General features: G+C 59.6%; 27 protein-coding genes and 1 tRNA gene. 16 read left to right on the top strand and 12 right to left on the bottom strand.

Annotated features, from left to right (window positions below; genetic code table 11):
- The first annotated feature begins 24 nt into the window (after window positions 1-24).
- Window positions 25-432: a DUF1761 domain-containing protein gene (locus tag AAFN47_RS19020; protein ID WP_499810829.1), complete on the top strand. Its 408-nt coding sequence runs from the start codon at window positions 25-27 to the stop codon at window positions 430-432.
- A gap of 6 nt (window positions 433-438) precedes the next feature.
- On the opposite strand, the gene AAFN47_RS19015 is transcribed toward AAFN47_RS19020, so the two are convergent.
- On the bottom strand, window positions 439-999 hold the full coding sequence (locus AAFN47_RS19015) for a L,D-transpeptidase family protein (protein ID WP_499810828.1): 561 nt from the start codon (window positions 997-999) through the stop codon (window positions 439-441).
- Window positions 1,000-1,167: 168 nt separating this feature from the next.
- Between AAFN47_RS19015 and AAFN47_RS19010 the strand changes: the two genes are divergently transcribed.
- Together AAFN47_RS19010 and AAFN47_RS19005 are read left to right on the top strand one after the other, a co-directional pair.
- Entirely contained in the window at window positions 1,168-1,851 is a 684-nt protein-coding gene (locus AAFN47_RS19010; RefSeq protein WP_220229109.1) for a response regulator transcription factor, read from the top strand.
- Between the two features lie 76 nt (window positions 1,852-1,927).
- On the top strand, window positions 1,928-2,401 hold the full coding sequence (locus AAFN47_RS19005) for a cyclic nucleotide-binding domain-containing protein (RefSeq protein WP_499810827.1): 474 nt from the start codon (window positions 1,928-1,930) through the stop codon (window positions 2,399-2,401).
- Between the two features lie 13 nt (window positions 2,402-2,414).
- Here the strand turns inward: AAFN47_RS19005 and AAFN47_RS19000 are convergent, their stop codons facing one another.
- From AAFN47_RS19000 to tesB, 6 genes are all read right to left on the bottom strand, one after another.
- Complete coding sequence (locus tag AAFN47_RS19000; protein WP_499810826.1) at window positions 2,415-3,233, bottom strand: exodeoxyribonuclease III; 819 nt, start codon at window positions 3,231-3,233, stop codon at window positions 2,415-2,417.
- A gap of 155 nt (window positions 3,234-3,388) precedes the next feature.
- Window positions 3,389-4,060, bottom strand: a complete 672-nt coding sequence (locus AAFN47_RS18995) for an outer membrane lipoprotein carrier protein LolA (protein ID WP_499810825.1) — start codon at window positions 4,058-4,060, stop codon at window positions 3,389-3,391.
- A 92-nt stretch (window positions 4,061-4,152) separates the two neighbouring features.
- Entirely contained in the window at window positions 4,153-6,789 is a 2,637-nt protein-coding gene (locus tag AAFN47_RS18990; protein WP_499810824.1) for an FtsK/SpoIIIE family DNA translocase, read from the bottom strand.
- A gap of 210 nt (window positions 6,790-6,999) precedes the next feature.
- Window positions 7,000-8,361 carry an ammonium transporter gene (locus AAFN47_RS18985; RefSeq protein ID WP_499810823.1) on the bottom strand — a complete coding sequence of 454 codons (1,362 nt, stop codon included), beginning with the start codon at window positions 8,359-8,361 and terminating at the stop codon, window positions 7,000-7,002.
- Window positions 8,362-8,380: 19 nt separating this feature from the next.
- On the bottom strand, window positions 8,381-8,719 hold the full coding sequence (locus AAFN47_RS18980; protein WP_499810822.1) for a P-II family nitrogen regulator: 339 nt from the start codon (window positions 8,717-8,719) through the stop codon (window positions 8,381-8,383).
- Window positions 8,720-9,030: 311 nt separating this feature from the next.
- Complete coding sequence (gene tesB / locus AAFN47_RS18975) at window positions 9,031-9,903, bottom strand: acyl-CoA thioesterase II (protein ID WP_499810821.1); 873 nt, start codon at window positions 9,901-9,903, stop codon at window positions 9,031-9,033.
- A gap of 164 nt (window positions 9,904-10,067) precedes the next feature.
- Between tesB and AAFN47_RS18970 the strand changes: the two genes are divergently transcribed.
- From AAFN47_RS18970 to AAFN47_RS18950, 5 genes are all read left to right on the top strand, one after another.
- Entirely contained in the window at window positions 10,068-11,294 is a 1,227-nt protein-coding gene (locus AAFN47_RS18970; protein ID WP_499810936.1) for a ubiquinone biosynthesis hydroxylase, read from the top strand.
- Between the two features lie 105 nt (window positions 11,295-11,399).
- Window positions 11,400-12,041 carry a TetR/AcrR family transcriptional regulator gene (locus tag AAFN47_RS18965; RefSeq protein ID WP_499810820.1) on the top strand — a complete coding sequence of 214 codons (642 nt, stop codon included), beginning with the start codon at window positions 11,400-11,402 and terminating at the stop codon, window positions 12,039-12,041.
- Between the two features lies 1 nt (window position 12,042).
- Window positions 12,043-12,999: an HlyD family secretion protein gene (locus tag AAFN47_RS18960; protein ID WP_499810819.1), complete on the top strand. Its 957-nt coding sequence runs from the start codon at window positions 12,043-12,045 to the stop codon at window positions 12,997-12,999.
- Window positions 12,989-13,930, top strand: a complete 942-nt coding sequence (locus AAFN47_RS18955; protein ID WP_499810818.1) for an ABC transporter ATP-binding protein — start codon at window positions 12,989-12,991, stop codon at window positions 13,928-13,930. Before AAFN47_RS18960 ends, AAFN47_RS18955 begins: the two co-directional genes overlap by 11 nt.
- Before the next feature lie 4 nt (window positions 13,931-13,934).
- Window positions 13,935-15,065, top strand: coding sequence for an ABC transporter permease (locus AAFN47_RS18950; RefSeq protein ID WP_499810817.1), 1,131 nt, complete (start codon window positions 13,935-13,937; stop codon window positions 15,063-15,065).
- Window positions 15,066-15,078: 13 nt separating this feature from the next.
- On the opposite strand, the gene AAFN47_RS18945 is transcribed toward AAFN47_RS18950, so the two are convergent.
- From AAFN47_RS18945 to AAFN47_RS18925, 5 genes are all read right to left on the bottom strand, one after another.
- Window positions 15,079-15,657, bottom strand: coding sequence for a TetR/AcrR family transcriptional regulator (locus AAFN47_RS18945; protein WP_499810816.1), 579 nt, complete (start codon window positions 15,655-15,657; stop codon window positions 15,079-15,081).
- Window positions 15,654-15,854 carry a Trm112 family protein gene (locus AAFN47_RS18940; RefSeq protein ID WP_499810815.1) on the bottom strand — a complete coding sequence of 67 codons (201 nt, stop codon included), beginning with the start codon at window positions 15,852-15,854 and terminating at the stop codon, window positions 15,654-15,656. The genes AAFN47_RS18945 and AAFN47_RS18940 overlap by 4 nt, the downstream gene beginning before the upstream one ends.
- A gap of 13 nt (window positions 15,855-15,867) precedes the next feature.
- Window positions 15,868-16,542 (bottom strand): LON peptidase substrate-binding domain-containing protein, encoded by a 675-nt coding sequence (locus AAFN47_RS18935; RefSeq protein ID WP_499810814.1) that lies wholly within the window; start codon window positions 16,540-16,542, stop codon window positions 15,868-15,870.
- Between the two features lie 112 nt (window positions 16,543-16,654).
- Window positions 16,655-17,638 carry a thioredoxin gene (gene trxA, locus AAFN47_RS18930; RefSeq protein WP_499810813.1) on the bottom strand — a complete coding sequence of 328 codons (984 nt, stop codon included), beginning with the start codon at window positions 17,636-17,638 and terminating at the stop codon, window positions 16,655-16,657.
- A gap of 152 nt (window positions 17,639-17,790) precedes the next feature.
- A complete protein-coding gene (locus tag AAFN47_RS18925) occupies window positions 17,791-18,300 on the bottom strand; it encodes a prolyl-tRNA synthetase associated domain-containing protein (RefSeq protein WP_499810812.1) in 510 nt (169 codons plus the stop codon).
- 193 nt (window positions 18,301-18,493) lie between these two features.
- Here AAFN47_RS18925 and AAFN47_RS18920 point away from each other — a divergent pair.
- From AAFN47_RS18920 to AAFN47_RS18885, 8 genes are all read left to right on the top strand, one after another.
- Window positions 18,494-18,568, top strand: a tRNA-Gly gene (locus AAFN47_RS18920).
- A gap of 367 nt (window positions 18,569-18,935) precedes the next feature.
- Window positions 18,936-19,301, top strand: coding sequence for a hypothetical protein (locus tag AAFN47_RS18915; protein WP_499810811.1), 366 nt, complete (start codon window positions 18,936-18,938; stop codon window positions 19,299-19,301).
- Between the two features lie 72 nt (window positions 19,302-19,373).
- Window positions 19,374-19,595 carry a hypothetical protein gene (locus AAFN47_RS18910; RefSeq protein ID WP_499810810.1) on the top strand — a complete coding sequence of 74 codons (222 nt, stop codon included), beginning with the start codon at window positions 19,374-19,376 and terminating at the stop codon, window positions 19,593-19,595.
- Complete coding sequence (locus tag AAFN47_RS18905) at window positions 19,592-21,049, top strand: TolC family protein (protein WP_499810809.1); 1,458 nt, start codon at window positions 19,592-19,594, stop codon at window positions 21,047-21,049. The genes AAFN47_RS18910 and AAFN47_RS18905 overlap by 4 nt, the downstream gene beginning before the upstream one ends.
- Before the next feature lie 14 nt (window positions 21,050-21,063).
- Window positions 21,064-22,413 (top strand): multicopper oxidase family protein, encoded by a 1,350-nt coding sequence (locus AAFN47_RS18900; protein ID WP_499810808.1) that lies wholly within the window; start codon window positions 21,064-21,066, stop codon window positions 22,411-22,413.
- Window positions 22,414-22,455: 42 nt separating this feature from the next.
- Window positions 22,456-22,743: a copper-binding protein gene (locus AAFN47_RS18895; protein ID WP_499810935.1), complete on the top strand. Its 288-nt coding sequence runs from the start codon at window positions 22,456-22,458 to the stop codon at window positions 22,741-22,743.
- A gap of 13 nt (window positions 22,744-22,756) precedes the next feature.
- Window positions 22,757-23,206: a c-type cytochrome gene (locus AAFN47_RS18890; RefSeq protein WP_499810807.1), complete on the top strand. Its 450-nt coding sequence runs from the start codon at window positions 22,757-22,759 to the stop codon at window positions 23,204-23,206.
- Between the two features lie 30 nt (window positions 23,207-23,236).
- Window positions 23,237-23,707 carry a DUF411 domain-containing protein gene (locus AAFN47_RS18885; RefSeq protein ID WP_499810806.1) on the top strand — a complete coding sequence of 157 codons (471 nt, stop codon included), beginning with the start codon at window positions 23,237-23,239 and terminating at the stop codon, window positions 23,705-23,707.
- Window positions 23,708-23,795 lie beyond the last annotated feature (88 nt).

Raw genomic sequence — 23,795 nt, 5'->3', positions numbered from 1 at the left:
ACACAATGGATCAGGAGTTTCGCCATGATATTCGCCGGCATGAACTATCTCGCAATTCTGGTTGCAACCATCGCGGCGTTTCTGATCGGCGGCGCCTATTACGGCGTTCTCGGCAAACCGTGGATGAAGGCGGCGCGGATCGATCCCAAGGACGCCAAAATGTCGCCCATGCTGTTTGCGATCTCCATCCTGAGCGAACTGGTCATGGCGTTCTTTCTCGCCGGCGTGATCGGCCATCTTGGCGACGGTCAGGTGACGCCGTGGAACGGAGTGGTGTCAGCCTTCTTCATCTGGCTGGGCTTTGTATTGATGACGATGATCGTCAACCACCGATACCAGGGTTTCAACTGGGACCTGACGCTGATCGACGGCCTGCACTGGTTGCTGGTGCTGGTCGCAATGGGCGCGATCATTGGCTGGTTTGGGGTTTAGGGCCTATCAAGGCATGACGATGACGGCCGTTCCGCGATGCACGCGCTCGAGCATCCATATCATGTCGCGCAGACTGACGGCAATGCAGCCTTCCGTCGGGCGCTCCGGTTCGGCCTTCAGGTGAAAAAAGATGGCGCTGCCCATGTTCCTGCTCCGCCGCCGTATGTTCCAGTCCATCACGAGGCAAATGTCGTAGAGACCATCTTCACGCAACATGCGCTCATGTCCGCCCGCGAAAGGTAGCGTAACCGGCCGGTTGTACAAAGCTTGGCCGCAATCATCGCACCAACCGAGTGACGACGGGATTGGCTTCATGGCAAGGCGACTTCGCGGTCTTGGCAGTCGGTCGGCGCGATAGAAACCATACAGCAAAGACATGCGCGCGATAGGCGTGGCGCCATCGCCTTCGCGTTTGAGCAGGGCGCGGCCCGACCTGCCGATCGCTGCGCTGAACACCCGCCCTCCGACGTTGACCAGAGCCCTGCGAGCGTCTCCCGGAACGCCGCGAACCGTGACTGTATCTATTCCATGGCGTTTGCGGCGATTCGTCATTACACTGTTAATCATGATTCTATTCCGCACCTTCGGATCACAAATATGCCTGCAAACCATGTAAGTAACCGCTTTTTTGCGCTGCGATACAGAGAAGCTTTTGCTTCTGCAGTCCTTTTCTGGAAGCAGACAAAACCTATGTAACGGTCCAGGCGCAGGTTGCGACCGCATTGGAGGTAGTGAATGACGGCCAGATCCATTCTTCTCGTTGATGATGACGACGATCTGAGAAACACGCTAGTGGAGCAGCTTTCACTCTATGAAGAGTTCTCCATCAGCCAGGAAACCACTGCCGCGAAAGCGGTCCAGACGGCCCGCAACGACCATATCGACCTGCTGATCATGGATGTCGGCCTGCCCGACATGGATGGCAGGGAAGCGGTCAAGCTCCTGCGCAAGGGCGGATTCAAGGCTCCGATCATCATGTTGACGGGCCACGACACCGACTCCGACACGATCCTTGGCCTCGAAGCCGGGGCGAACGACTATGTGACGAAGCCCTTCCGCTTCGCAGTTCTGCTTGCCCGCATTCGCGCGCAGCTTCGCCAGCATGAGCAGAGCGAGGACGCGACCTTCACTGTCGGCCCCTATACTTTCAAGCCGAGCCAGAAACTGCTGATCGACGACAAGGGCGGCAAGATTCGCCTGACTGAAAAGGAGTCCGCGATCATCCGCTACCTCTACCGCGCCGACGAAAAAGTCGTCACGCGCGACGTATTGCTGGAGGAAGTCTGGGGTTACAATTCCGGCGTGACCACCCACACGCTGGAAACCCACGTGTACCGTTTGAGGCAGAAGATCGAACGCGATCCCTCCAATGCCGAAATTCTTGTCACCGAAAGCGGCGGCTATAAGATCATTCCGTGAGTCGATATCGCGAGCAATCAGTTTGCCAATCCGGTCCGCGGCTCGTATATCCGGAGACCGGGGGTGAGCGACACGCATGGCACTGAATACCGAAATTGCGTTTCTATCCAAGATTCCTTTGTTCGAAGGTTTCTCCGAGGAAATGCTTCGGCTGTTGGCTTTCGGATCTGAACGGCGCACGATCGAGCAGAATCGCTATCTGTTTCATGAAGGCACGGCGGCGGACAGCGCCTTCGTGATCGTGGCCGGCCGGTTTGAACTGACGCAGAAGGACCGCAAGGGAAAGCCTCGCGTGGTCGGCGAAGCAATGGCGGGCGATCTGCTCGGCGAACTCGCCATCATTTCCGCAACCGAACGCAAGCTCACCGCGCTGGCGCTCGAGGACAGCGAAACCTTGCGCATCAGCCGCCCGATGTTTCGGCGCATGATGGAGGAATATCCTCAAATCGCGACGCTTCTACGCCGCCGCATCAACGCCAACCTGGCGACCATGCTGCACAGCATCAACGCGCTGTCTCCGCAATTCGACAACGACAACAACAAGAGCTGAGACGACTGGCTCCTCAGACGCCCGCCATATTGAAATGCGCGAACACCGGAACATGATCCGACGGGCGCTCCCAGCTGCGCGCATCGCGCAACACCCTGATGTTCCGCAATTGCGGCGACAGGTCGCCTGACGACCAGATATGGTCCAGCCTGCGTCCGCGGTCGGCGAGGGCCCAGTCCTTCGCCCGGTAGCTCCACCAGGTGTAGATCTTTTCTTCCGGCGGAATATGCTGGCGCATGAGGTCCACCCAGCCGCCGCTCTCCTGCAGTTGCAAAAGACCCTCGGTCTCGACCGGCGTATGGGAAACCACGCGCAAGAGCTGCTTGTGCGACCATACATCGGTTTCCAGCGGAGCGATGTTGAGATCGCCGACGAGAATCGAGGAAACGCCGTCTCCCCGTTCCATTTCGGAGTGAAGCTGCTTCATCTCCTCCAGGAAAGCCAGCTTGTGCGCGAATTTCGGATTGATCTCCGGATCGGGCTCGTCGCCGCCGGCCGGAACATAGAAATTGTGAATTCTGATCCGCCGGCCATGCGCATTGACGATCGCCGAAATATGCCGCGTGTCGCCGATATCGCAGAACCCGATCCGGTCAACAAGCTCGAGCGGCAGTTTCGAAATTATGGCGACGCCGTGATAGCCCTTCTGCCCGTGTATGGCGATGTGCTCGTAACCGAGCTTCCTGATCTCCGACAGCGGAAAATTGGCGTCGGGACACTTGGTTTCCTGCAGACAGAGAATATCGGGCGATTCGGTTTCGAGCAGCGTCTTTACCAGCGGCAGGCGCAGCCGGACCGAATTGATGTTCCATGTCGCGAGGGAAAATTGCATGCGGCGGATCTCTTGTCGTTCATCGGCCGCAGGTCGGCCTTTTCAAGCCAAGCACATGCCACAAAGAATCTGGATGAGCCACCCCGGCGGCCGGCGATTCGGCGGCTGTCTAATAGATATTCACCGGCCGTCGCCAGAACGCGCCGCTCAGGCGCTCAGCGGTCGCCGCGCGAGGCGTAGACCTCGTTGTAGGGCACTTCGAAAACGCTGTCGGCGAATTGCACGCCGGTCTGGACTTCGAAGATCATCACGGTCGTATCCTTGCCCTGGGCGTCTGTGATGGTCCACTGGCGCAGGTCGTAGGTTTCCGTGTCGAACATCATGGTGATCGTCGAATTGCCGAAGATCGAACGGTCGCCGAGAACAACCGTCGTCAGGTCCGTGTCGACATTGACGGACTTGACCATGGCGCCGCCGAGATCGATCCGCTCGCCAAGCAGCAGCTTGAGCGGGGTTTTCGACAGCGGATAGATGTCCCATGTCTTGAGTTCGCGATTGCCGATGACCACCGACTTGCCGTCGGAGATCACGCGGACCGGCGAAGGGTCTTCATAATTGAAGCGCAGCTTGCCCGGACGCTCGATAAAGAACTTTCCGCCTATCTGCTGGCCCTTGGGTCCGAACTGGACGAATTCCCCGGTCATGGTCTTCACGCTGGAGAAATGGTCGGCGATGCTGCGGGCGATGTCGTCGGACGCCGCGGCGACGCTGGCCGCCAGGCTGCCGATGGCTACGACGCCGGCGGCGGCCGCCATCTTCAGGGTCGATGCAAATCGGCGATTGGTTTTCACCATGTCATTCATCCGTTTGGTTCGTTGCCGGAACATCCGCAAACCCGTCTGGACAGGAAGTGCGGCGTGAGTGTGACGCGTGACTGTCCATCTATATAGTCGGGAACGGGCGCCGAAACACCGGCGTCCTACATTTTATCTTCTTCCGTCGGCACGAGGATTTCGCGCTTGCCGGCGTGATTGGCGGGACCGATCACACCCTCGTCCTCCATCCGCTCGATGAGCGACGCAGCGCGATTGTAGCCGATGCCGAGCCGGCGCTGGATATAGGAGGTCGACGCCTTGCCGTCGCGCAGCACCACGGCGACCGCCTGATCGTAGGGATCGTCCGAATCTTCCATGTTGCCGGCGCCGCCGGAGCCGCCCTCGCCGCCGTCCTCGTCGTCGTCTTCTGTGATCGCGTCGAGATATTCCGGGACGCCCTGGGATTTCAGGAAGCCGACGATGTCCTCCACCTCGTTATCCGAGACGAACGGCCCGTGCACGCGCTGGATGCGACCGCCGCCGGCCATGTAGAGCATGTCGCCCATGCCCAGGAGCTGTTCGGCTCCCATTTCGCCGAGAATGGTGCGCGAATCGATCTTCGACGTGACCTGGAAGGATATTCGCGTCGGAAAGTTCGCCTTGATCGTGCCGGTAATGACGTCGACCGACGGTCTCTGCGTCGCCATGATCACGTGAATGCCCGCGGCGCGCGCCATCTGCGCCAGACGCTGCACGGCGCCCTCGATATCCTTGCCGGCGACCATCATCAGGTCGGCCATCTCGTCGATAATGACGACGATATAGGGTATCGGGGACAGTTCGAATTCCTCTGTCTCGTAGACGGCCTCGCCCGTATCGCGATCGAATCCGGTCTGCACCGTTCGGGTGATTGCTTCGCCCTTCTTCAGCGCCTGTTCGACGCGGTTGTTGTACCCGTCGATATTACGCACGCCGATCTTGGACATCTTCTTGTAACGGTCCTCCATCTCCCGAACCGTCCATTTCAGCGCGACGACCGCCTTCTTGGGATCGGTGACGACCGGCGTGAGGAGATGGGGGATGCCGTCATAGACGGAAAGCTCCAGCATTTTCGGATCGATCATGATCAGTCGACACTTCTCCGGCGGCAGCCGGTAGACGATCGAAAGGATCATCGTGTTGATAGCGACCGATTTACCGGAACCGGTGGTGCCGGCGACGAGCAGATGCGGCATCTTCGCGAGGTCGGCGATCACGCCCTCGCCGCCGATCGTCTTGCCGAGCGACAGCGCCAGCTTGGCCTTCGAGGTCTCGAAATCGCGGCTCGACAGAAGCTCCTGAAGATAGACCGTTTCGCGGCTCTGGTTCGGCAGTTCGATACCGATCGCATTGCGTCCCGGCACCACGGCGACACGGGCCGCGATGGCGCTCATGGACCGCGCGATATCGTCGGCGAGACCAATGACGCGCGAAGACTTGATGCCCGGCGCGGGCTCGAGTTCGTAGAGCGTCACCACCGGACCGGGTCGGACCTGGATTATTTCTCCGCGCACGCCGAAATCCTCCAGCACCCCTTCGAGCATGCGGGCGTTCTGCTCAAGCGCATCCTGCGAAAGGCTGGGATCCTTGGCGATGCTTTTCGGTTCGGCGAGCAGGTGCAGCGGCGGAAGCTGGAAACCGCCGGACTTGATGAGCGAAGCCTGGGCCTCCTTGTTGACGCGGGTTCCCTGTTTCGGGCGCTTTATCTGCGAGACAAGGGACGGCCCTTCCGACGCCTTGCGGGCAGGCGCGGTCTGCGGAGCCCAGTCGGACACCGGGTCATAATCCTCATTCGCGCGCTCGCGGCGCGCCCCGCCGCCTGGCTGGCCCGGATCATTCGCGGCCCGCCACTGATCCGCGCGGGACGGAGAAGGATCGTCGTCAAACGGCGGTTCATCACTGAACATGGAGAATTCCGGTTCGATCCGCTCGTCATTGTTGAGGCGGATGAAATCATCCTCGTTGAAATCGTAAGGCGCGTCCGGGTGACCGTTCCAGGGCTCGGCATTACGGCCGCAGATCCGCCGGAACTGAGCCCTCAGGAGCAAAAAGAGATGCGTGGATGCGCCGATTAAGTGGGAGGAAGCGCGGAAGAAGGCCGAGCCGCCGTCATCATCCTCTTCTTCGTCGCGTTCGTGGATTTCCGCGTCAAGGCGCGCAGATCTTGGCCTGTCGACCGCCAGCGGCCGCGAGACCAGCAATGCGCCGTAGAGCAGAAGCCAGATCGCCGGGAAGAACAGGGCGACCGCCAGAACAGCGGCGAGAATGCCGGACGGATAGTCGCCAAGGAAGAATGCAGGCAGGTTGAGAACCATGTCGCCGAACACGCCGCCAAGCCCTGTCGGCAGGGGCCAGCCACCAGGCGACGGCATGCAGGCAAAGAAACCCGCCGCCAGAAGCGACCCGCAGAACCAGGCGAGAAGCCGCTGCGGTATGCGGTCGATTGACCAGTTTCGGCCGAAATAAAGACTCCACATGACAAGCGGCAGCAGCGAGACAATCGCCGTCAACCCGAGAAACTGCATCATCAGGTCGGCAAAGACCGCGCCCGGATATCCGAGGATGTTCGTGGGCGCCTTTCCGGTCGCATAGCTGAGACTCGGATCGGAGACATTCCAGGTGGCGAGCGCCGCAACGGCGAGCGCCAGGAGGCAGGCGACCAGGGCGCCGGTAAGCATGCGCATCGGTCGGCGCAGGAGCTCCGGCACCCGGAAACCTGAAACGAGTTGGCCACCTAGAACGATCGGATTGCTGGTCTGCATCACTTGTCTCTAAACTCGACATCAAACGGAGCGCGACCGCGCGCAGGCGGCCGTCATTGAGAGCAAGTCTAGCGCCGGTGAGTTAATGCGGCATTAACCATGCCACGTTTCGAACACGCGCACGGCCTGATTAAATGTCGGATGGCTTCACCAAAAGAAATCGGGGCCCCGAAGAGCCCCGACCGTTGTTTTCTGAATGTGATCCGGAAATCAGATCTTGGTGAATTCCGGATAGGCTTCGACGCCGATCTCGCTCTTGTCGAGACCGTCCATCTCCTCTTCCTCGCTGACGCGCAGACCCATGATTCCGTTCAGGATGAGCCAGACGACACCGGAGGTGACGATCATGAAGACAGCGACGATGACGATAGAAGCGACCTGACCGTAGACGGTTGCATCATCATTAGTGAAGACGACCGCGAAGGTGCCCCAGATACCTGCAAGCAGGTGAACCGGGATGGCGCCAACGACGTCGTCGATCTTCAGCTTGTCGAGAAGCGGCACCGCGAAGACCACAATAACGCCGCCGATGGCGCCGATGATGGTGGCTACGCCAAGGCTCGGCGTCAGCGGCTCAGCGGTGATCGAAACGAGACCTGCAAGAGCGCCGTTGAGCACCATCGTGATATCGACCTTCTTGTAGAGGATCTGGGTCAGGATCAGCGCAGCAATAGCGCCGCCGGCAGCCGCGGTGTTGGTGTTGGCAAAGATGCGCGAAACGTCTGCAACGTCACCGACCGAACCCATGGCGAGCTGGGAGCCGCCATTGAAGCCGAACCAGCCGAGCCACAGGATGAACGTTCCAAGCGTAGCAAGCGGCATGTTGGAGCCCGGCATCGGATGAACCTGGCCATCGACATATTTGCCCTTGCGCGCGCCGAGGATCAGAGCGCCTGTCAATGCGGCCCAGCCGCCGACCGAATGCACAACCGTCGAACCAGCGAAATCCAGGAAACCGAAATCGGTGTCAAGGAAACCGCCGCCCCACTTCCAGGAGGCCTGGATCGGATAAAGGATACCCGTCAGGACAATGGTGAAGATCAGGAACGGCCAGAGCTTCATGCGCTCGGCAAGCGTGCCTGACACGATGGACGCCGTGGTCGCACAGAACATCAGCTGAAAGAAGAAGTCAGAACCGGTGCTTGCGTAATCAAGAGCATCGGCCGCGTCTGGCGATACGCCGACAGGCTCCAGCGTCGCAACGCCGAAGGCGCCGAGAATGCCGGGGATCGTCCAGCCGTCGCCCGGATACATCAGCATATAACCAATCAGGTAGTACATGATCGCCGCGATCGAAAACAGCGCGACGTTCTTGGTGAGCTGCATGGAAACGTTCTTCGAGCGGACGAGACCGGCTTCGAGCATGGAAAAGCCAGCCGCCATCCACATCACCAGGAAGCCGGAAACGACAAACAGCAATGTGTTGAGAATATAGACGGTGTGGACCGGAACCTCGGTCGCCGCGACGGCAACCTCGGGAGCAGCGGCGGTATCCTGCGCAAATGCCGGAAGCGCCATTGCACCGAGCATCAGCAGCGCTGAGCCTGGCTGCAAGAGGGTTTTGATTTTCATGTGTTTTTCTCCTGTCAACTTACAGCGCGTCCGCGCCGGTTTCCCCAGTGCGGATACGCATGACTTGCTCCAGATCACAGACGAAAATCTTTCCGTCGCCGATCTGTCCGGTCTTCGCTGCACTTGAAATCGCTTCGATAGCCGCTTCCGCCAATTCGGCCGACACTGCGACTTCGATTTTCAGTTTGGGTAGAAAGGCCACCGCATATTCGGTGCCACGGTAAATTTCCGTGTGGCCTTTCTGGCGGCCGTATCCCTTGACTTCGGTCACTGTCAGCCCCTGAATCCCCACTTCGGTCAGAGCCTCTCGCACCTCGTCCAGTTTGAACGGCTTGATGATTGCCATTATTATCTTCATCCGGATTCCATCCTTGTTTTTCGGCGGTCACGAATTGTCCGGTTTCCATCCGCAGCCTGAACTGCATGCCGGTTCCGGTACTCATTTCGCACTCTCGATCCCGCTTGACGCAACAGGATTGCGGGTGCAATCTGACGACGACCACCCCACAGGCGATCATTGTCATGCACCAAACGATTCAAGGATCGTGCCAATTCGGAATCGGCAAACCTAATAGATTGTAATAATTATGTGATTCCACACGCACCCAAAGAGTGCGCTGAACTCTTGTGCAGCATATGCACAAAAATTAGGCAGCCGATGCAGAACTCTTAAGACTGACGCGGCGGGCGCTGTCGAATCAGGCCTTCCTGTGCAACGGAAGCGATCAGACGACCGTCCCGGTTGTAGAGGCCGCCTCGCGTGAGGCCGCGCGCGCCGATTGCGTTGGGACTGTCCTGCGCATAGAGCAGCCAGTCGTCGAGCATGCAGTCCCGGTGAAACCACATCGCATGATCCAGGCTCGCAGCCTGGATTCGATTGCTGAAGATTGAAACGCCATGCGCGAACAGGGAGGTGTCGAGCAGCGTCATGTCCGAGAGATAGGCGAGCACAGCCGCCTTGATACGGCGATCGTCGGGAACTGCGCCGGTGGTGCGCACCCAGATATTCTGCAGCGGATCAAGCTTCTTGTCCGACACGTAATGCGTCAGCGACAGGGGGCACATTTCGATCGGCCGCTCCCTCTCCCAATAGCGGCGGACATTCTCCGGAGCAGCGTGAAGGAATTTCTGCTTCAGTTCATCGAGGCTGACCAGGTCTTCCGGGGTCGGCACATCAGGCATGTTGATCTGATGATCGAATCCGGGTTCGTCGATCTGGAACGAGGCGGACAGGGAAAAGATCGCCTCGCCATGCTGTATGGCGACGACCCGCCGGGTCGTGAAGCTCGATCCATCGCGGATCCTGTCGACATTGTAGACAATCGGCACCGACGGATCGCCGGGCAGCATGAAATAGGCGTGCAGAGAGTGGACGAAGCGGTCTTCCTCGACGGTGCGCTGTGCCGCGACCAGCGCCTGGGCGATGACCTGGCCTCCGAAGACGCGCTGCCATTCATCCTTCGGACTGACGCCGCGATAAAGATTGTGCTCTATGCGCTCGATATCGAGAAGGTCGAGAAGCGCGTCCATTGCCTGGGACATGATGTTTCTTTCCGGTGTGTCGACTGCAGAAGGGATCCGCGCGCGACAGTCTGCCTGTTTCCGTATTCCTGCGCATCCCCTATATGATGGGGACACAAGGGGTCGCATATCGCATGATGGCGGCGATCCCGCAATCGGAAGACGGATATTCGGGATACGAGACAATGGCCGAAGCGACACTGGACATTCTCATTGGCGGGGGCGGTTATGTCGGCCTCGGCGCGGCTGTCGCCATCAAGGACGCGGCGCCGCATCTGGCCATTGCGCTCGTCGACGCGGCGCCTGAAGGCGTGTGGATGAAGGATCAACGGGCGTCGGCGATCGCCGCCGGCGCGAGCCGCATGCTGAGCCGGCTGCAGATCTGGGACGCCATTCTTCCCGACGCGCAGCCGATCAACGACATGGTGGTTACCGATTCACGCGCCAGCGACCCGGTAAGGCCGGTCTTCCTCACCTTCGGCGGCGACGTCGAGCCCGGGGAGCCTTTCGCCCACATGGTTCCGAACAAGTCGCTTGTCGGAGCGCTGCGTCAGCGCGCCATAGACCTTGGCGTTGAGATACTGCAGGGGGAGACGGTCGAGGATTTTAGCCGTAACGGTCCGCACGTGGACATAACGCTCGGGAGAGGCGCGAAACGACGCGCAAGACTGCTTGTGGCCGCGGACGGCGTTCGGTCGGGTCTGCGCGACAAGGCTGGCATCAAGATCGTGCATTTCGACTACGGCCAGTCGGGCATCGTGACGACGGTCGCCCATGAACGGCCACACGGGGGCCGGGCGGAAGAGCATTTCCTGCCGGCGGGGCCCTTCGCCATCCTGCCGCTCAAGGACAACCGGTCCTCGCTGGTTTGGACCGAACGCACACGGGAAGCGGAAAAACTTCTCAAGGCGGATGAGCTCGTGTTCGAAACCGAACTCGAACAGCGTTTCGGCCACAAGCTCGGCGCGATCGAAGTCGTCGGGGATCGGCGCGCCTATCCGCTTGGCCTGACGCTCGCGCGCGAATTCGTCCGGCCGCAATTTGCGCTGTGCGGCGACGCCGCCCACGGCATCCATCCTATTGCGGGGCAGGGCCTGAACCTGGGTTTCCGCGATATCGCCGCGCTCGCAGAGACCGTCGTCGAGGCGGATCGTCTGGGCCTGGAGATCGGGTCCCTCGCCGTGCTCGAGCGTTATCAGCAATGGCGACGCTTCGACACATTCCGCATGGGCGTGACCAGCGACGTGCTGAACCGGCTGTTTTCCAACGACCGCGCCCCTGTCAGGGCCATTCGCGATCTCGGACTCGGTCTTGTCGACCGCATGCCGGGGCTGAAGTCGATGTTCATTCGCCAAGCTTCCGGCCTGCCGGGACGCGACGGACCGCGACTGCTGCGCGGCCAGCCTATCTGACGTCATTCCCAGGGTCTTTCCCTGGCCGCGCCTGTGGGCCGGCATTGACTCTCGTCGTAGCCAATAATAAGTAAATGACTGGTCATTTACTTAATGGAGTGGTTCTTGCCCAGCGAACCCGAACCAAAATGGCGCCGCCGCGCCGAGGATCGGCCCGACGAGGTGCTTGACGCGGCGCTGTCGCAGTTCGTCAGCCGAGGCTTCGCGGCGACGAAGGTCGAAGACATCGCGCGCGAGGCCGGCCTTTCGAAGGGCGCGATCTATCGATATTTCGCAAGCAAGGAAGACATCCTGGAATCGCTGATCCGACGCGCTATCGTGCCAATCGCCGAACGCGTGTCTGAGCTGGCCAGGACATCGACGGGCGACCCGGTTGAAGTCATACGGTCGATGATGTCGGTGGTGATCGTCAATATCGCCGATCCGAACACCCTGGCGATCCCCCGCCTGGTGCTGCAGGAATCCGGAACTTTTCCGCAGCTCGCGGAAATCTATCGGCGCGAGGTGCTCGACCGTGGCGTCTTGGCGATGGAAACGCTGATCGAACGTGGCGTCGCCGAAGGGTTTTTCAGGCCCGTCCAACCGCGCTTTGCGATCAGAAACGTGATTGGCCCCTTAGTCGCACACATTCTGCTCGTCCAGGTTTTCGGAATGGAAAGACGGCAGGAGGAAACGATGGAAGCGTTTCTCGAAAGCCATCTCGACATTCTCATGAACGGTCTCTCGAAAAATCCGGAAGGCGCTTGAGATGGACAAGATCTATGCCGGCATCGTCGCCTTCCTTGCAGGTCTCTGGCCCGGCGGAGACGCCGCGGACAACGCCGCATGGTTCGGCTATGTGGAAGGCGAGTACGTATATGTCGCAGCACAGGCGAGCGGCGTTCTCGAGACGCTCGCCGTAGCGCGCGGCGACGCAGTGACAGCCGACGCGACACTTTTTCATCTCGACCGCGACAAACAGGAAAACGCCGTTGCTCAGGCGAGAGCCGAGCTGGTTGCGGCGCAAAAGAACCTCGAAGACGAAACCACGGGCAAGCGGCCCGAGGAAATCGCGGTCATCGAAAAGCAACTCAAAAGCGCAAAGGCTGATTTCGAGCTGGCGAAAGCGTCATACCGTCGCGCCAGTGAACTGGAGAAACGCAACGTCGTCGCAACCAGCGAACTCGACCGACGGAAGGCCGAACGCGATGCGGCGGACGCCGCCGTGGCGCAACGCATGGCGGAACTGGACGTGGCGCGCCTGCCGGCAAGACAGGCTGAAATCGACAGGGTCCGCAGCGCCGTGGACAAGGCGAGGCTCGCTGTCGAACGCGCCGACATCGACCTTGGCGAACGCACGGTCACAGCGCCTGCGACGGGTTTTGTCGAACAGACCTATTTTCTTCCAGGCGAATTCGTAACCGCTGGCGCGCCGGTCGTCTCCATCCTGCCGCCCGGAGAAGTTCACTTCCGCTTTTATGTTCCCGAGCCGCAGCGGGCGGCAATCAGGATCGGCATGCCGGTGGAAGTCTCCTGCGACGGTTGCGGCGAACCGGTCAAGGCGCATATCTCCTATCTGTCGTCTGCCGCGGAGTTCACTCCACCCGTCATTTACAGTCTCGACGAGCGCGCCAAGCTTGTCTTCCTGGCCGAAGCGCTGCCTGACCAGCAGACGGACCTGCTTCCAGGCCAGCCAATCGAGGTCAGGCGGGCCGATGAGCAATGAGCCGAACGTCATAGAGGTCAGCGGTCTCAGCAAGCGTTTCGGCGACAAGACGGTCGTCGATGATTTCGCAATCTCCGTTCCAAAAGGCGCGATCTACGGCTTTCTCGGGCCGAACGGCAGCGGCAAGACCACAACGATCCGCATGCTGTGCGGCTTGCTGACGCCGGACGCCGGGTCCGGGAGCTGCCTTGGCTACGACATCCTTCGACAGTCGGACATGATCAAGGAACATGTCGGCTACATGACGCAGAAATTCTCGCTCTATTCCGATCTGACGATCCGCGAGAACCTCGATTTCATGGCGCGCATGTACAAGGTCCCGAACCGCCGCCAAAAGGTCGACGAGGCGCTGAAGGACCTTGGCCTCCACAACCGGTCGAGCCAGCTCGCCGGAGAGCTGTCCGGCGGCTGGAAACAACGACTTGCGCTGGCTGCCTGCCTGCTGCACAAGCCGGACCTGCTGCTGCTCGACGAACCGACCGCCGGCGTTGATCCGAAGGCCCGTCGCGACTTCTGGGACGAGATCCGCCGACTTTCCGACCATGGCGTGACGGTTCTGGTCTCCACCCACTACATGGACGAGGCGATCCAGTGTCACAACATCGCCTATATCGCCTACGGACGAAAGCTGATCGACGGACCGGCCACGGCGATTCCGGACATGGTCGGGCTGCACACCTGGCGCGTCGAGGGTCCGGATCTTGCCGAACTCGAACAGACCCTCAAAGGGCTTGATGGAGTGGAGCAGGTCGCCCGCTTTGGCTCCGCGCTGCACGTCTCCGGCACCGACCGCGAGGCGCTGCGCAGCGCCGTCGAAACCTTTCTTGAAAACACCGCCTGGCAATGGACCGAGCAGCCGGCCGGGCTGGAGGAAGTGTTCATCCATCTGATGGCTGGCTCCACCGACAATTTCGCAGGCGCGGAGGCCTGAGTCGATGGCGCTTTCCGCAAGCCGGTTCATGGCGATTCTCAACAAGGAATTCATCCAGATGCGGCGCGACCGCATGACGTTCGCGATGATGATCGCGATACCGATCATGCAATTGCTGCTCTTTGGCTATGCGATCAATTCCGACCCGCGTCACCTGCCTTCGCTCGTGGAGATGCATGAAAGCGGACCGTTTACCCGCAGCTTCATTTCGGCGATGCGGATTTCGACCTATTTCGATTTCCAGGGCACAGTCGGAAACGCCGAAGAAGCCGATCATGCGCTGAAATCCGGCCGCGCCGCCTTCGTCGTCACCATTCCGGAAAATTTCGAACGCGACATCATCCGTGGGCGCATGCCTTCGCTGCTGGTCGATGTCGACGCCTCGGACCCGGCGACTGCGGGCGCGGCCACCAGCGCCCTGACCCGGATCGCCGCCAATGCCGTTCAGGATCTGGCCATCGGACCGCTGAGCTATCTTCAACCGGAACCCGAAGCCTTTAACGTCATCGCCCACAAGCGCTACAATCCGGCCGGAAAGACCAGCTACAACATTGTTCCGGGTCTGCTCGCGATCATCATTTCGATGACCATGGTAATGATCACCGCGATCGCCATCGTGCGCGAAAGCGAGCGTGGCACCATGGAGACGCTGCTTGCGACACCGGCCCGCGCCCCGGAGGTCATGCTCGGCAAGATCATTCCTTACGTTCTGATCGGCTATGTGCAGACGCTCGTCTTCTTCTTTCTGGCGTTCCTCGTCTTCGGCGTGCCCTTTGAAGGCCGGGCGCTGCCGTTTCTCATCGGGCTGAACCTGTTCATTCTCGTCAACCTGGCGCTGGGCTTCCTCTATTCGACCATCGCCAAGAGCCAGATGCAGGCCATGCAGATGTCGTTCTTCTATATGCTGCCGTCGATCCTGCTGTCGGGCTTCATGTTTCCCTTTGCAGCCATGCCCGGCTGGGCGCAGGCGATCGGCACGATCATTCCCACCACCCATTTCATTCGCATTATCCGCAAGGTGATGCTGAAGGGCGCCGGTCTGACCGATATCGCTCCGGACCTGAGAGCGCTCGTGATCATCGTAACGGTCGTCACGATTATCGCGATGCTGCGATACCGGCGCACGCTGGACTGATGCGGCGGCCTGACTATTGGTAATTCGACTGGAGCAGCTTCTGTTCGGCGCGGCGCATCGCCTCCGCCAGGATCGTCGGATCCTCAAGCGCATGGGCCAGCGCGATGCCGCCCTGCCATTCGACGATGATCTCGCGCGCGCGGGAAAGTGCGATGGACGGCCGCGCGCCGGTGCGTTGCAACTCCCGTCCGATGAAGCCGATCAGCAATTCAAAGGCGCTCGCGGCGCGCCTTGCCGCGGCGGGCGCCGCCTCACTGAAGTCCCGCGCCGCAAGCGCGATTGGGCAACCCCGCTTGACCCGGCTGCGATTGGATTCCGAAAGCCTTCTGATCAGCGCCTGAACGCGCCGACGCGGATCGGCTTCCGCCTCGGCCACCTCCCGAAGCATGGTTTCCGTTTCCGCGAAAAAAATGTCGGCGACGCCGGCGGCGATATCCTGCTTGGTCTTGAAATAGTAGTAGACGTTGCCGAGCGGCACGTTGGCGTCTGAGGCAATGTCGGCAAGGCTGGTGTTGCCGAACCCCTGGCGCCAGAAGCGGTTCGCCGCGGCCGCCAGTAACTGGCTGCGCCGCAATTCGCCGCGCTTGTTCACTTTTCGTCCTCGAGTTGACGCGCCTCGGAGGGAAGCATGATTGGTATTCCGTCTCGCACGGGATAGGCGAGTTTCGCCTTTTCGGACACAAGCTCCGCCGCATCGCGGTCATAACGAAGCGGTCCCTTGGTCAACGGACAGACGAGAATATCGAGAAGCTTGCGATCAATCTCCTGATCATCATCCTCGTCGCTCATCGCCTCGTTCATCCTACTGCAACAGGGTTTCGTCGTCGCCGTCGCGCGCGAGCGCGATTTCTGTCATGGCGATCAGCGTTTCCGCCCGCGTCTTCAGATCGGGCGCTTCCAGAAGCGCCTGTTTCTCGGCGGGTCCGTAGGGCGCCATCATCGACATGGTGTTGACCAGCGTCGTGTTGCTCGCCTGCTTAACGCTTTCCCAATCGGCCTCGAGCTGGTTTGCCTCGAGATAGGTTTTGAAGGTGTGGAGCAGAGCCTTGCGATCCACGTCGTCTGCGCCAGCGTCATCGGCCAGGTCGCCAATAAACGGCGCGATCCGGCCACGCCGATAGACTTTCCTGCTCGCTGTTTCCTCAAGCAGGCGAAAGCGGCAAACGCCTATCAACGACATGATGTAGCGGCCGTCTCCGGTTTCCGTGAAAGACGTTATGCGCCCAATCGTGCCGACTGTGCACAGGGGCGGATGCTCCATGCGATCGACATCGCCTTCGATATCGAAACGCGGCTGGATGATCGCAATCAGCCGATCGCTCGCCAGAGCGTCGTCGATCATGGAAAGGTAGCGCGGTTCGAATATGTTGAGTGGCATCTGACCGCAGGGGAGCAACAAGGCTCCTGACAACGGGAACAGCGAAACCGTTTCGGGGAGATCCTTTTCCGTCCGGTAATGTCTGTTGCCTGCCCGCAATACATCCTCTGGATTTTCTTCAAGACGGTCGCGCCGGGCTTTCCGGGCGACCGCAAGATATTAAAACAATGTGGCTCTTACCGCGCAATTCTCAAGGGGCGCGGGGCGAGCCTCACGAGAACATCAGCGACGACAGTTTGCGCCGGGCGGCGAGCGTCGCCGGATCGGTCGGCCCCCACGCCTCGAAGAAAGTAAGCAACTGCTTGCGCGCGCCGTCATCCTGCCAGGCGCGATCGACCTTCATGATATGCAACAGAAAATCCGCGGCCTGTTCGCGTTCGCCTTGAATATTAAGGATCTTGGCCATGTCGAAACGCGCCTGATGATCGTTCGGGTCGGCGTCGAGACGGGCTTGAAGCGCCGTCGGCTCGCCAAGGCTCGCCACTTCCTCTTCCAGTTTGAAACGAGCGACGATCGCCGCAATTTCCGGCGTCTCTTTCTGTTCGTCCGTCAGATCCTCGAGCATGGCCTTCGCGCGGTCTTTCTGACCGGTGGCGATCAGGCATTCCATCATGCCGGCGAGCGCCCTGGCGTTCTCCGGCTCCTGCTGCAAAACGGCGCCGAAGACCTGGGCGGCGGCGTTGACGTCGCCAGCTTCCAGCGCCGCGCGGCCCTGTTCCAGGATGGCTTCGAGGTCTGGCCCTCCGCCGCCGCCATGCTCCTGTATTTGCTTCTCGATGAACTGACGTATCTGGCTTTCCGGCACGGCGCCCATGAAGGCGTCCACCGGCTTGCCGCCCGCGAAGGCAACAACGGCCGGAATGGACTGGATGCCCATCTGTCCGGGAATCGCCGGGTGCTCGTCGATGTTCATCTTGACGAGTTTGACGGCGCCGCCGAAACTCTGAACCACCTTCTCGATGATCGGGCCAAGCTGTTTGCACGGACCACACCACGGCGCCCAGAAGTCGACGAGCACCGGCTGGGTTTCCGATTCGCCGATTACGTCATCGCGAAAAGCGGCCGTGGTCGTATCCTTGATCAGGGCGCCTCCGCCCGCAGGCGACTGCTGCACGGCGCCGTCCGCGTCGAAATTCACCGTTCCGCTCATTTGGCCGCCCATCGAGCCGCCATAGGGATTGTCACCATTCTGCATTGTGTCCTCCGGTGTCTATATGTCCGGGTCGCCGGTTGCGCGTCGTATCAAATTGGCGGGATACGCATTCCCGGTATTGGTCCGATCGCTTGTCCGGCTCGCTGTTCTCGTGATCTCTTATGCCGCCCGAAGCCCGTGTTTCGCAAGCTTTTTCAGGAAACCGCGACAATAAGCGGACTGTGCCCGGTCGATTCGAGAAAACGCACGAGGTCGTCGCGGGCGATCGTGGTGGTCGCGTCGTTCCTCAGCGGATGCGCGTTGATCATGTCATGCTCCATCAGCGAACTGTCGAGCACTACCTGGACCTGACCGGCGTCGTCGTTGATTGCGCCGAACGCAGTCACCGATCCGGGAACAACGCCAAGATACTCCATGAGCTTGTCCGCGTTACCGAAGGAGACCCGGCCCTTCGCGCCGATCAGCGTGTGGATCGTCTTCAGATCGATTTCGGCGTCCTGCAGGGCCGTGACGAGGAAGTAGCGGCCCTTTTTGTCCTTCAGAAACAGGTTCTTGGTGTCGCCGCCCGGCAACTCCATCTTTACTGTCTTCGATTCGGCGACGGTGAAGACCGGCGCATGTTCGAGCGTGCGATGGGAGATGTCGAGACTGTCGAGATATGCAAACAGGTCGTCCGACGTTTTCGGCTTGGCTTCCGCCGACATTTCTAACCTCCGCTCAAGGATCTGACGGCTGTGTAGATAGGCGCGACGGCGGCCGAGCGCAACCACCCGACAGAGCGCAGCGATGTTTCATTTTCCTGTTGCATTTGGCGAAGGCTTGCGCCATATAGCGCCGGTCGCAAGAAATTGCGGCGTGACCCGGTCGCAGCGTTTTACGCGGTCGCGACGAAGCCAAGCGGGCGTAGCTCAGGGGTAGAGCACAACCTTGCCAAGGTTGGGGTCGTGAGTTCGAATCTCATCGCCCGCTCCAATTTCTTCTTTATAATCAGATACTTTGCGGCCTGCTGCATTTGCGGACAGATATCGTCATGCATCGTGTAGTCACCATGTAGTCACCGTTTAAAAAAGCAAATCTATGGAAGCCGCTCCTGAATAATCCTCGCCCGCTGTCTGATCCTAAGAATACGATTGGGATATTTCGCCTGGATCCAATCCAAATAGATGTGAGCGTGTGTTGCGCCCTGGCGCACATCCGATAAAATTTCGGTCTGATGGCCCTTGACCTTCCAGTAGATGGAAGCATTAACACATCATCATTCCGTGATCGTACGGATCACCCCTTGATCACAACACACACTTATCATTGTGTATCACTTATGTGCTTTACTAAGGTTCAGATGCGAACATTACAGAGGATCGTCCGCCTATTGCTGCTGACGGTGTTCCTGTTGCCGTCAACGCCTGTCCTCGCCTCTTGTGAAGCGATCATTCCGCTGCTGTCCGAATTGGAAACCGTGCAGACCCATGCGGATCATGCTGCTGGGCACCACGGCCATCTGTCCATGGCCAATGATGTGTCTCCGGACGACGCGCCGCTCGACCAGGACATGTGCAATGCCTGCTCGACATTCTGCACGGGAGCCGTGCTGTTCGGCGCGCCGTCCCTCCAAGCCTATCGTATGACTGATGATTACGATAAGCGCGCTCAGTCGGCTCTGATCAGTTCCAGTCCGACATTGCCCCAGCGACCACCAAAATCCTGAACAGACAGATTCATTGATTGATAGGCCGCTTGCCGATCGCAAGCGCAATCTGACCTGTTCAGGAGTGCTTAAATGAAAGAACTGACTCTCGTCGTAGCTCTGGCGTTTCTTGCCGGATGCGCGTCCACACCGCCAGCCGACGTATTGGCGGATATCTCGCCGGATGACGCCTATGCGCACATCCCGGATCCTTCCTATAGCTCCGTTGTGGCGGGATTTACGCCTCGCCGGCCGGTCGAACCCGGATCGTGGCGCCAACTGAACGAAAACTCCGGCGACGGAGCCGGTTCATGATTGGCCGTACGTCAATCGCGGTGTTGGCGTTGGTTTCGCTGGCCGGCTGCAGCACGATTGGAACTGAGGACTATGCGCAGTCCGATGCCGGCTTTGCGGCGGTTTCCGTCAAATCCGTATCGATTCTCGACAAGCAGACCGTTTGGATACAGGGCCGCGAGCAGGCACAGCAGGCCGCTGATGTCGTCCGCGCCATGGTCTACGGGAAAACCATTACCGCAGAGACCGCGGTTCAGGTCGCCCTCTACAACAATCGCGGCCTCCAGGCGTCCTACGCGGATCTGGGAATGGCGAGCGCGGAGGTCTGGCAGCAAAGCCTGCTGGAGAACCCTGTCGTCTCAATCGGAACGCTGGGAATAGGAAGTCCTGAACTTGGCGCCTACAGGGCCATCGAGGCGGTCGTCGCAGCAAACATCGTATCACTCGTCACACGGAACAAGCGCGTCGCAGTAGCGGAAGCACAGTTTCGGCAAACGCAAATGGAGGCCGTGGTGGATACCTTAAGCCTGGCAAACGAAACGCGTCGCGCCTGGATCGATGCGGTGTCCGCCTTCGAGCGTGTCTACTATCTAAATCAGGCGCTGAAAGCGGCGGACGCCGCTTCGGAGCTCGCTGAAAAACTGGGGGAAACGGGCGCCCTGAACAAGATGGGGCAGGCTCGGGAGCACGTTTTCTATGCCGAGCTGACCGGCCAGAAGGCGGAGGCGGTGCTTGCTGCAAGGAATGCAAAGGAAAGGCTCACCCGCCTCATGGGTCTCTGGGGCGCCGACACCAAATATTTCGTTCCGGACAAGCTTCCGGACCTCCCCGGGTCGGTCACAGTCAAACGCGACGTCGAACAAAAGGCACTGCTCTCGCGCGCGGATCTACAGGTGGCCAGGTTGCAGCTGGAATCCACGGCGCTCTCCTACGGCCTGACAGAGGCGACCCGTTATTTGACCGACCTCGAAGTCATCGGCGGCTTCGAAACGGAGCGCGAGCTGGAAGACGAACGGGTCAAAACAAAAACGACCCCGCAAGTCGAGCTGGAATTCACCATACCCATCTTCGACAGCGGCAAGGCGCGACTGCGCAAGGCGGAGATGGCCTACATGCGCGATGCGAACAGGTTGGCCGAAAAGGCCGTCAATGTACGCTCAGAGGCAAGGTCGGCCTATACCACCTATCACGCCACGCACGATATCGCTCGGCACTATTCCAGGAACGTGCTGCCACTGCGGGTCCTCATCGAGGAAGAGGCGCTTCTCAACTACAACGGAATGATCGGCAGCCCCTTCGAACTGCTTGCCGACACACGATCGAGAATCGGCAGCGTTCTGCTCTCGGTCGACGCCAAGAGAGCATTCTGGCTGGCTGACGCAAACATGAATGCGGCTATTTTCGGTCCGGGCCTGACCCCGGACGACGGCAATGACCAGGAAATGGTGTCCAACGCCGGCAACGGCGGACATTGAAAGGAAAATCGCAGATGATGAACCGACGTCAACTCATCGGCGCAAGCGCCGCCTTCGCCTCAACTACCGCCTGGGCGAAAACATCCAACATGGGGCTGCCCGAGGCAGCGGTCGCAGACAACGCAGCGACACAACCTCCGCAACATCCCGAAAGCGGCCCCGATTATCAACCGGTCGTCACTCTGAATGGCTGGACCCTGCCTTTTCGAATGAATGGCGGCGTCAAGGAGTTCCATCTCGTCGCCGAACCCGTCGAAAGGGAACTGGCGGAAGGCATGGTCGCCAATCTCTGGGGCTATAACGGCCAATCCACCGGACCGACCATCGAGGCCGTCGAGGGAGACCGGGTCCGGATATTCGTCACCAACCGTTTACCGGAACATACCTCCGTCCACTGGCACGGCATGATCCTGCCGTCGGGCATGGACGGCGTGGGAGGCTTGAGCCATCCGGCTATCCCCCCCGGAAAGACCTATGTTTACGAGTTCGACCTGCTGAAGAGCGGCACCTTCATGTACCACCCGCACGCCGACGAAATGGTGCAGATGGCGATGGGCATGATGGGAATGTTAATCGTTCACCCGAAGAATCCGGACCTTATGCGGGTCGATCGGGATTTCTGCTTCCTGCTCAACGCGTTCGACATCGAACCCGGTTCTTACCTGCCCAAGATCATGACCATGACGGATTTCAACATGTGGTGCTGGAACAGCCGCATATTTCCGGACATCGATCCTCTGGTCGTTTCCAAGAACGATCGCGTGCGGGTGCGGGCCGGCAACCTCACGATGACAAATCATCCTATCCACATGCACGGCTACGACTTCGAAGTCACCGGCACCGATGGAGGATGGGTCAGGCCGGAAGCCCGATGGCCGGAAGTGACGATCGATATCCCGGTCGGAGCCATGCGCGCCTACGAGTTCGACGCCGTCCATGAGGGGGATTGGGCAATCCACTGCCACAAATCTCACCACACCATGAACGCAATGGGTCACGATGTCCCGACGCTCATCGGCGCCGACGTGCAGGATCTGACCGCCAAGATCCGGCAGGTTCAGCCCGAATACATGTCCATGGGCACGGCGGGAATGGCGGATATGGGCATGATGCAGATGCCTTTGCCGGACAATACCATCCCGATGATGACCGGGTGGGGACCATTCGGACCACTTGAGATGGGCGGCATGTTCTCGGTGGTCAAGGTGCGTGAGAGTCTTTCCGCCAACGATTATTCCGACCCCGGCTGGTACGAAAACCCGCCCGGCACGCAGGCATGGGAATGGACCGGAGAATTGCCGGATCACGCGCGGATGGAGTCGGCCAAGACGCGGATTACCGACGCTTCGGGCCATACGGACTAACCAACATCAGAGAACAAACCAGGAGAAGCAACCATGAAAATCATGAAATCGACATTTCTGTCGGCCGTAATCCTTTCCGCTTTTGCAGGAAATGGACTGAGCGCCGACTACACAAAGGGGGTCGTCAAGAAAATCGATGCCAAAGGCAAAAATATCACCATCGTGCATGAGGAGCTCAAATCGCTCGATATGCCGGCCATGACCATGGTGTTCTTCACTGCCGACGACGCGATGCTTGACGCTGTCGGAGAAGGCGACGCCATCGAGTTCGTTGCAGACCGTATCGAAGGAAAGCTGACGGTCGTCGAGATCAGAGAACAACCGGAATAGAGGGACATCGAACATGAAAATCAGAGTATTGACTGGACTGCTCGGCTTTCTGGCGGTCACGGGGGCTTTTGCGCATAGCGGCGCCAGCGGCGTCGTGCTGGAGCGGATGGAGATGATGAAAGATATTTCCGACCAGATGAAAATTATCGTCACGATGATCAGAGGAGAAGAGGAATACGATGCCGCGAAAGCCCAGGCTGCAGCGCAGGCCATTGCGGCCCATGCGCAGGAGCTGACGGAAAAGTTTCCGGAAGGGTCCATTGGTCATCCAAGCGAAGCCCTCCCCGCAATCTGGGAGAACTGGGATGATTTCGTGGAGCAGACCGAGCAACTGCACGCCACGGCGATCGCGCTATCCGACCAGGCGGCGAGTGCCGACGGCGCGGACGGTTTGCGTGAAGAGATCGCGGCCGTAGGTCAAACCTGTTCTTCGTGCCATCAGGACTTCCGCAAAGCCAACTAGATGCGATGTAAATCAACAAGAGGTAATCTTATGAAACTCTCACGACGTAAATTGATCGGATCAACCATTGCCGCGATCCTTACAACGCCTGCTGTCGCGATCGCCTCGACCGGGCCTGCGATACATGTGGTGAAAGGACTGGGCTGTGGTTGTTGCACCGCCTGGGCGAAAATCCTCGAGGCCGAGGGTTTTCAGGTCACAACCGAAGAAATCCATCCCGCCGATCTCGCCAGAATCAAGGCGGATCTCGAGGTGCCGACGGATCTGGCTTCCTGTCATACAGCGAGGATCGACGGCTATATCGTCGAGGGACATGTTCCCGTGGCGGATATCAGGCGTCTGGTTGAGGAAAAGCCCGAAGGGATTGGTCTTGCGGTGCCCGGCATGCCTTATGGATCGCCTGGAATGGGACCGGAGATCGAGCGTGAAGCGTATGATGTCATGCTTTTCGGGGAACAAGGGTCCAGAACAGTTTTCACGAGCTACGAGGCGCAATCGTAACCTACTCCCAATCGTCCCCTGATTTTATAAGGAGAGGCTTCTTTTTTTGAGGGAGGGGAAAAGGTGATTCTAACCAGGTCAGGCCGCG

Source organism: Hoeflea sp. CAU 1731, from assembly GCF_039888615.1.
Classification (GTDB): Bacteria; Pseudomonadota; Alphaproteobacteria; order Rhizobiales; family Rhizobiaceae; genus Flavimaribacter.
Note: the sequence above shows the minus strand (reverse complement) of the source record. Positions and strands in the feature narration are given on the sequence as shown.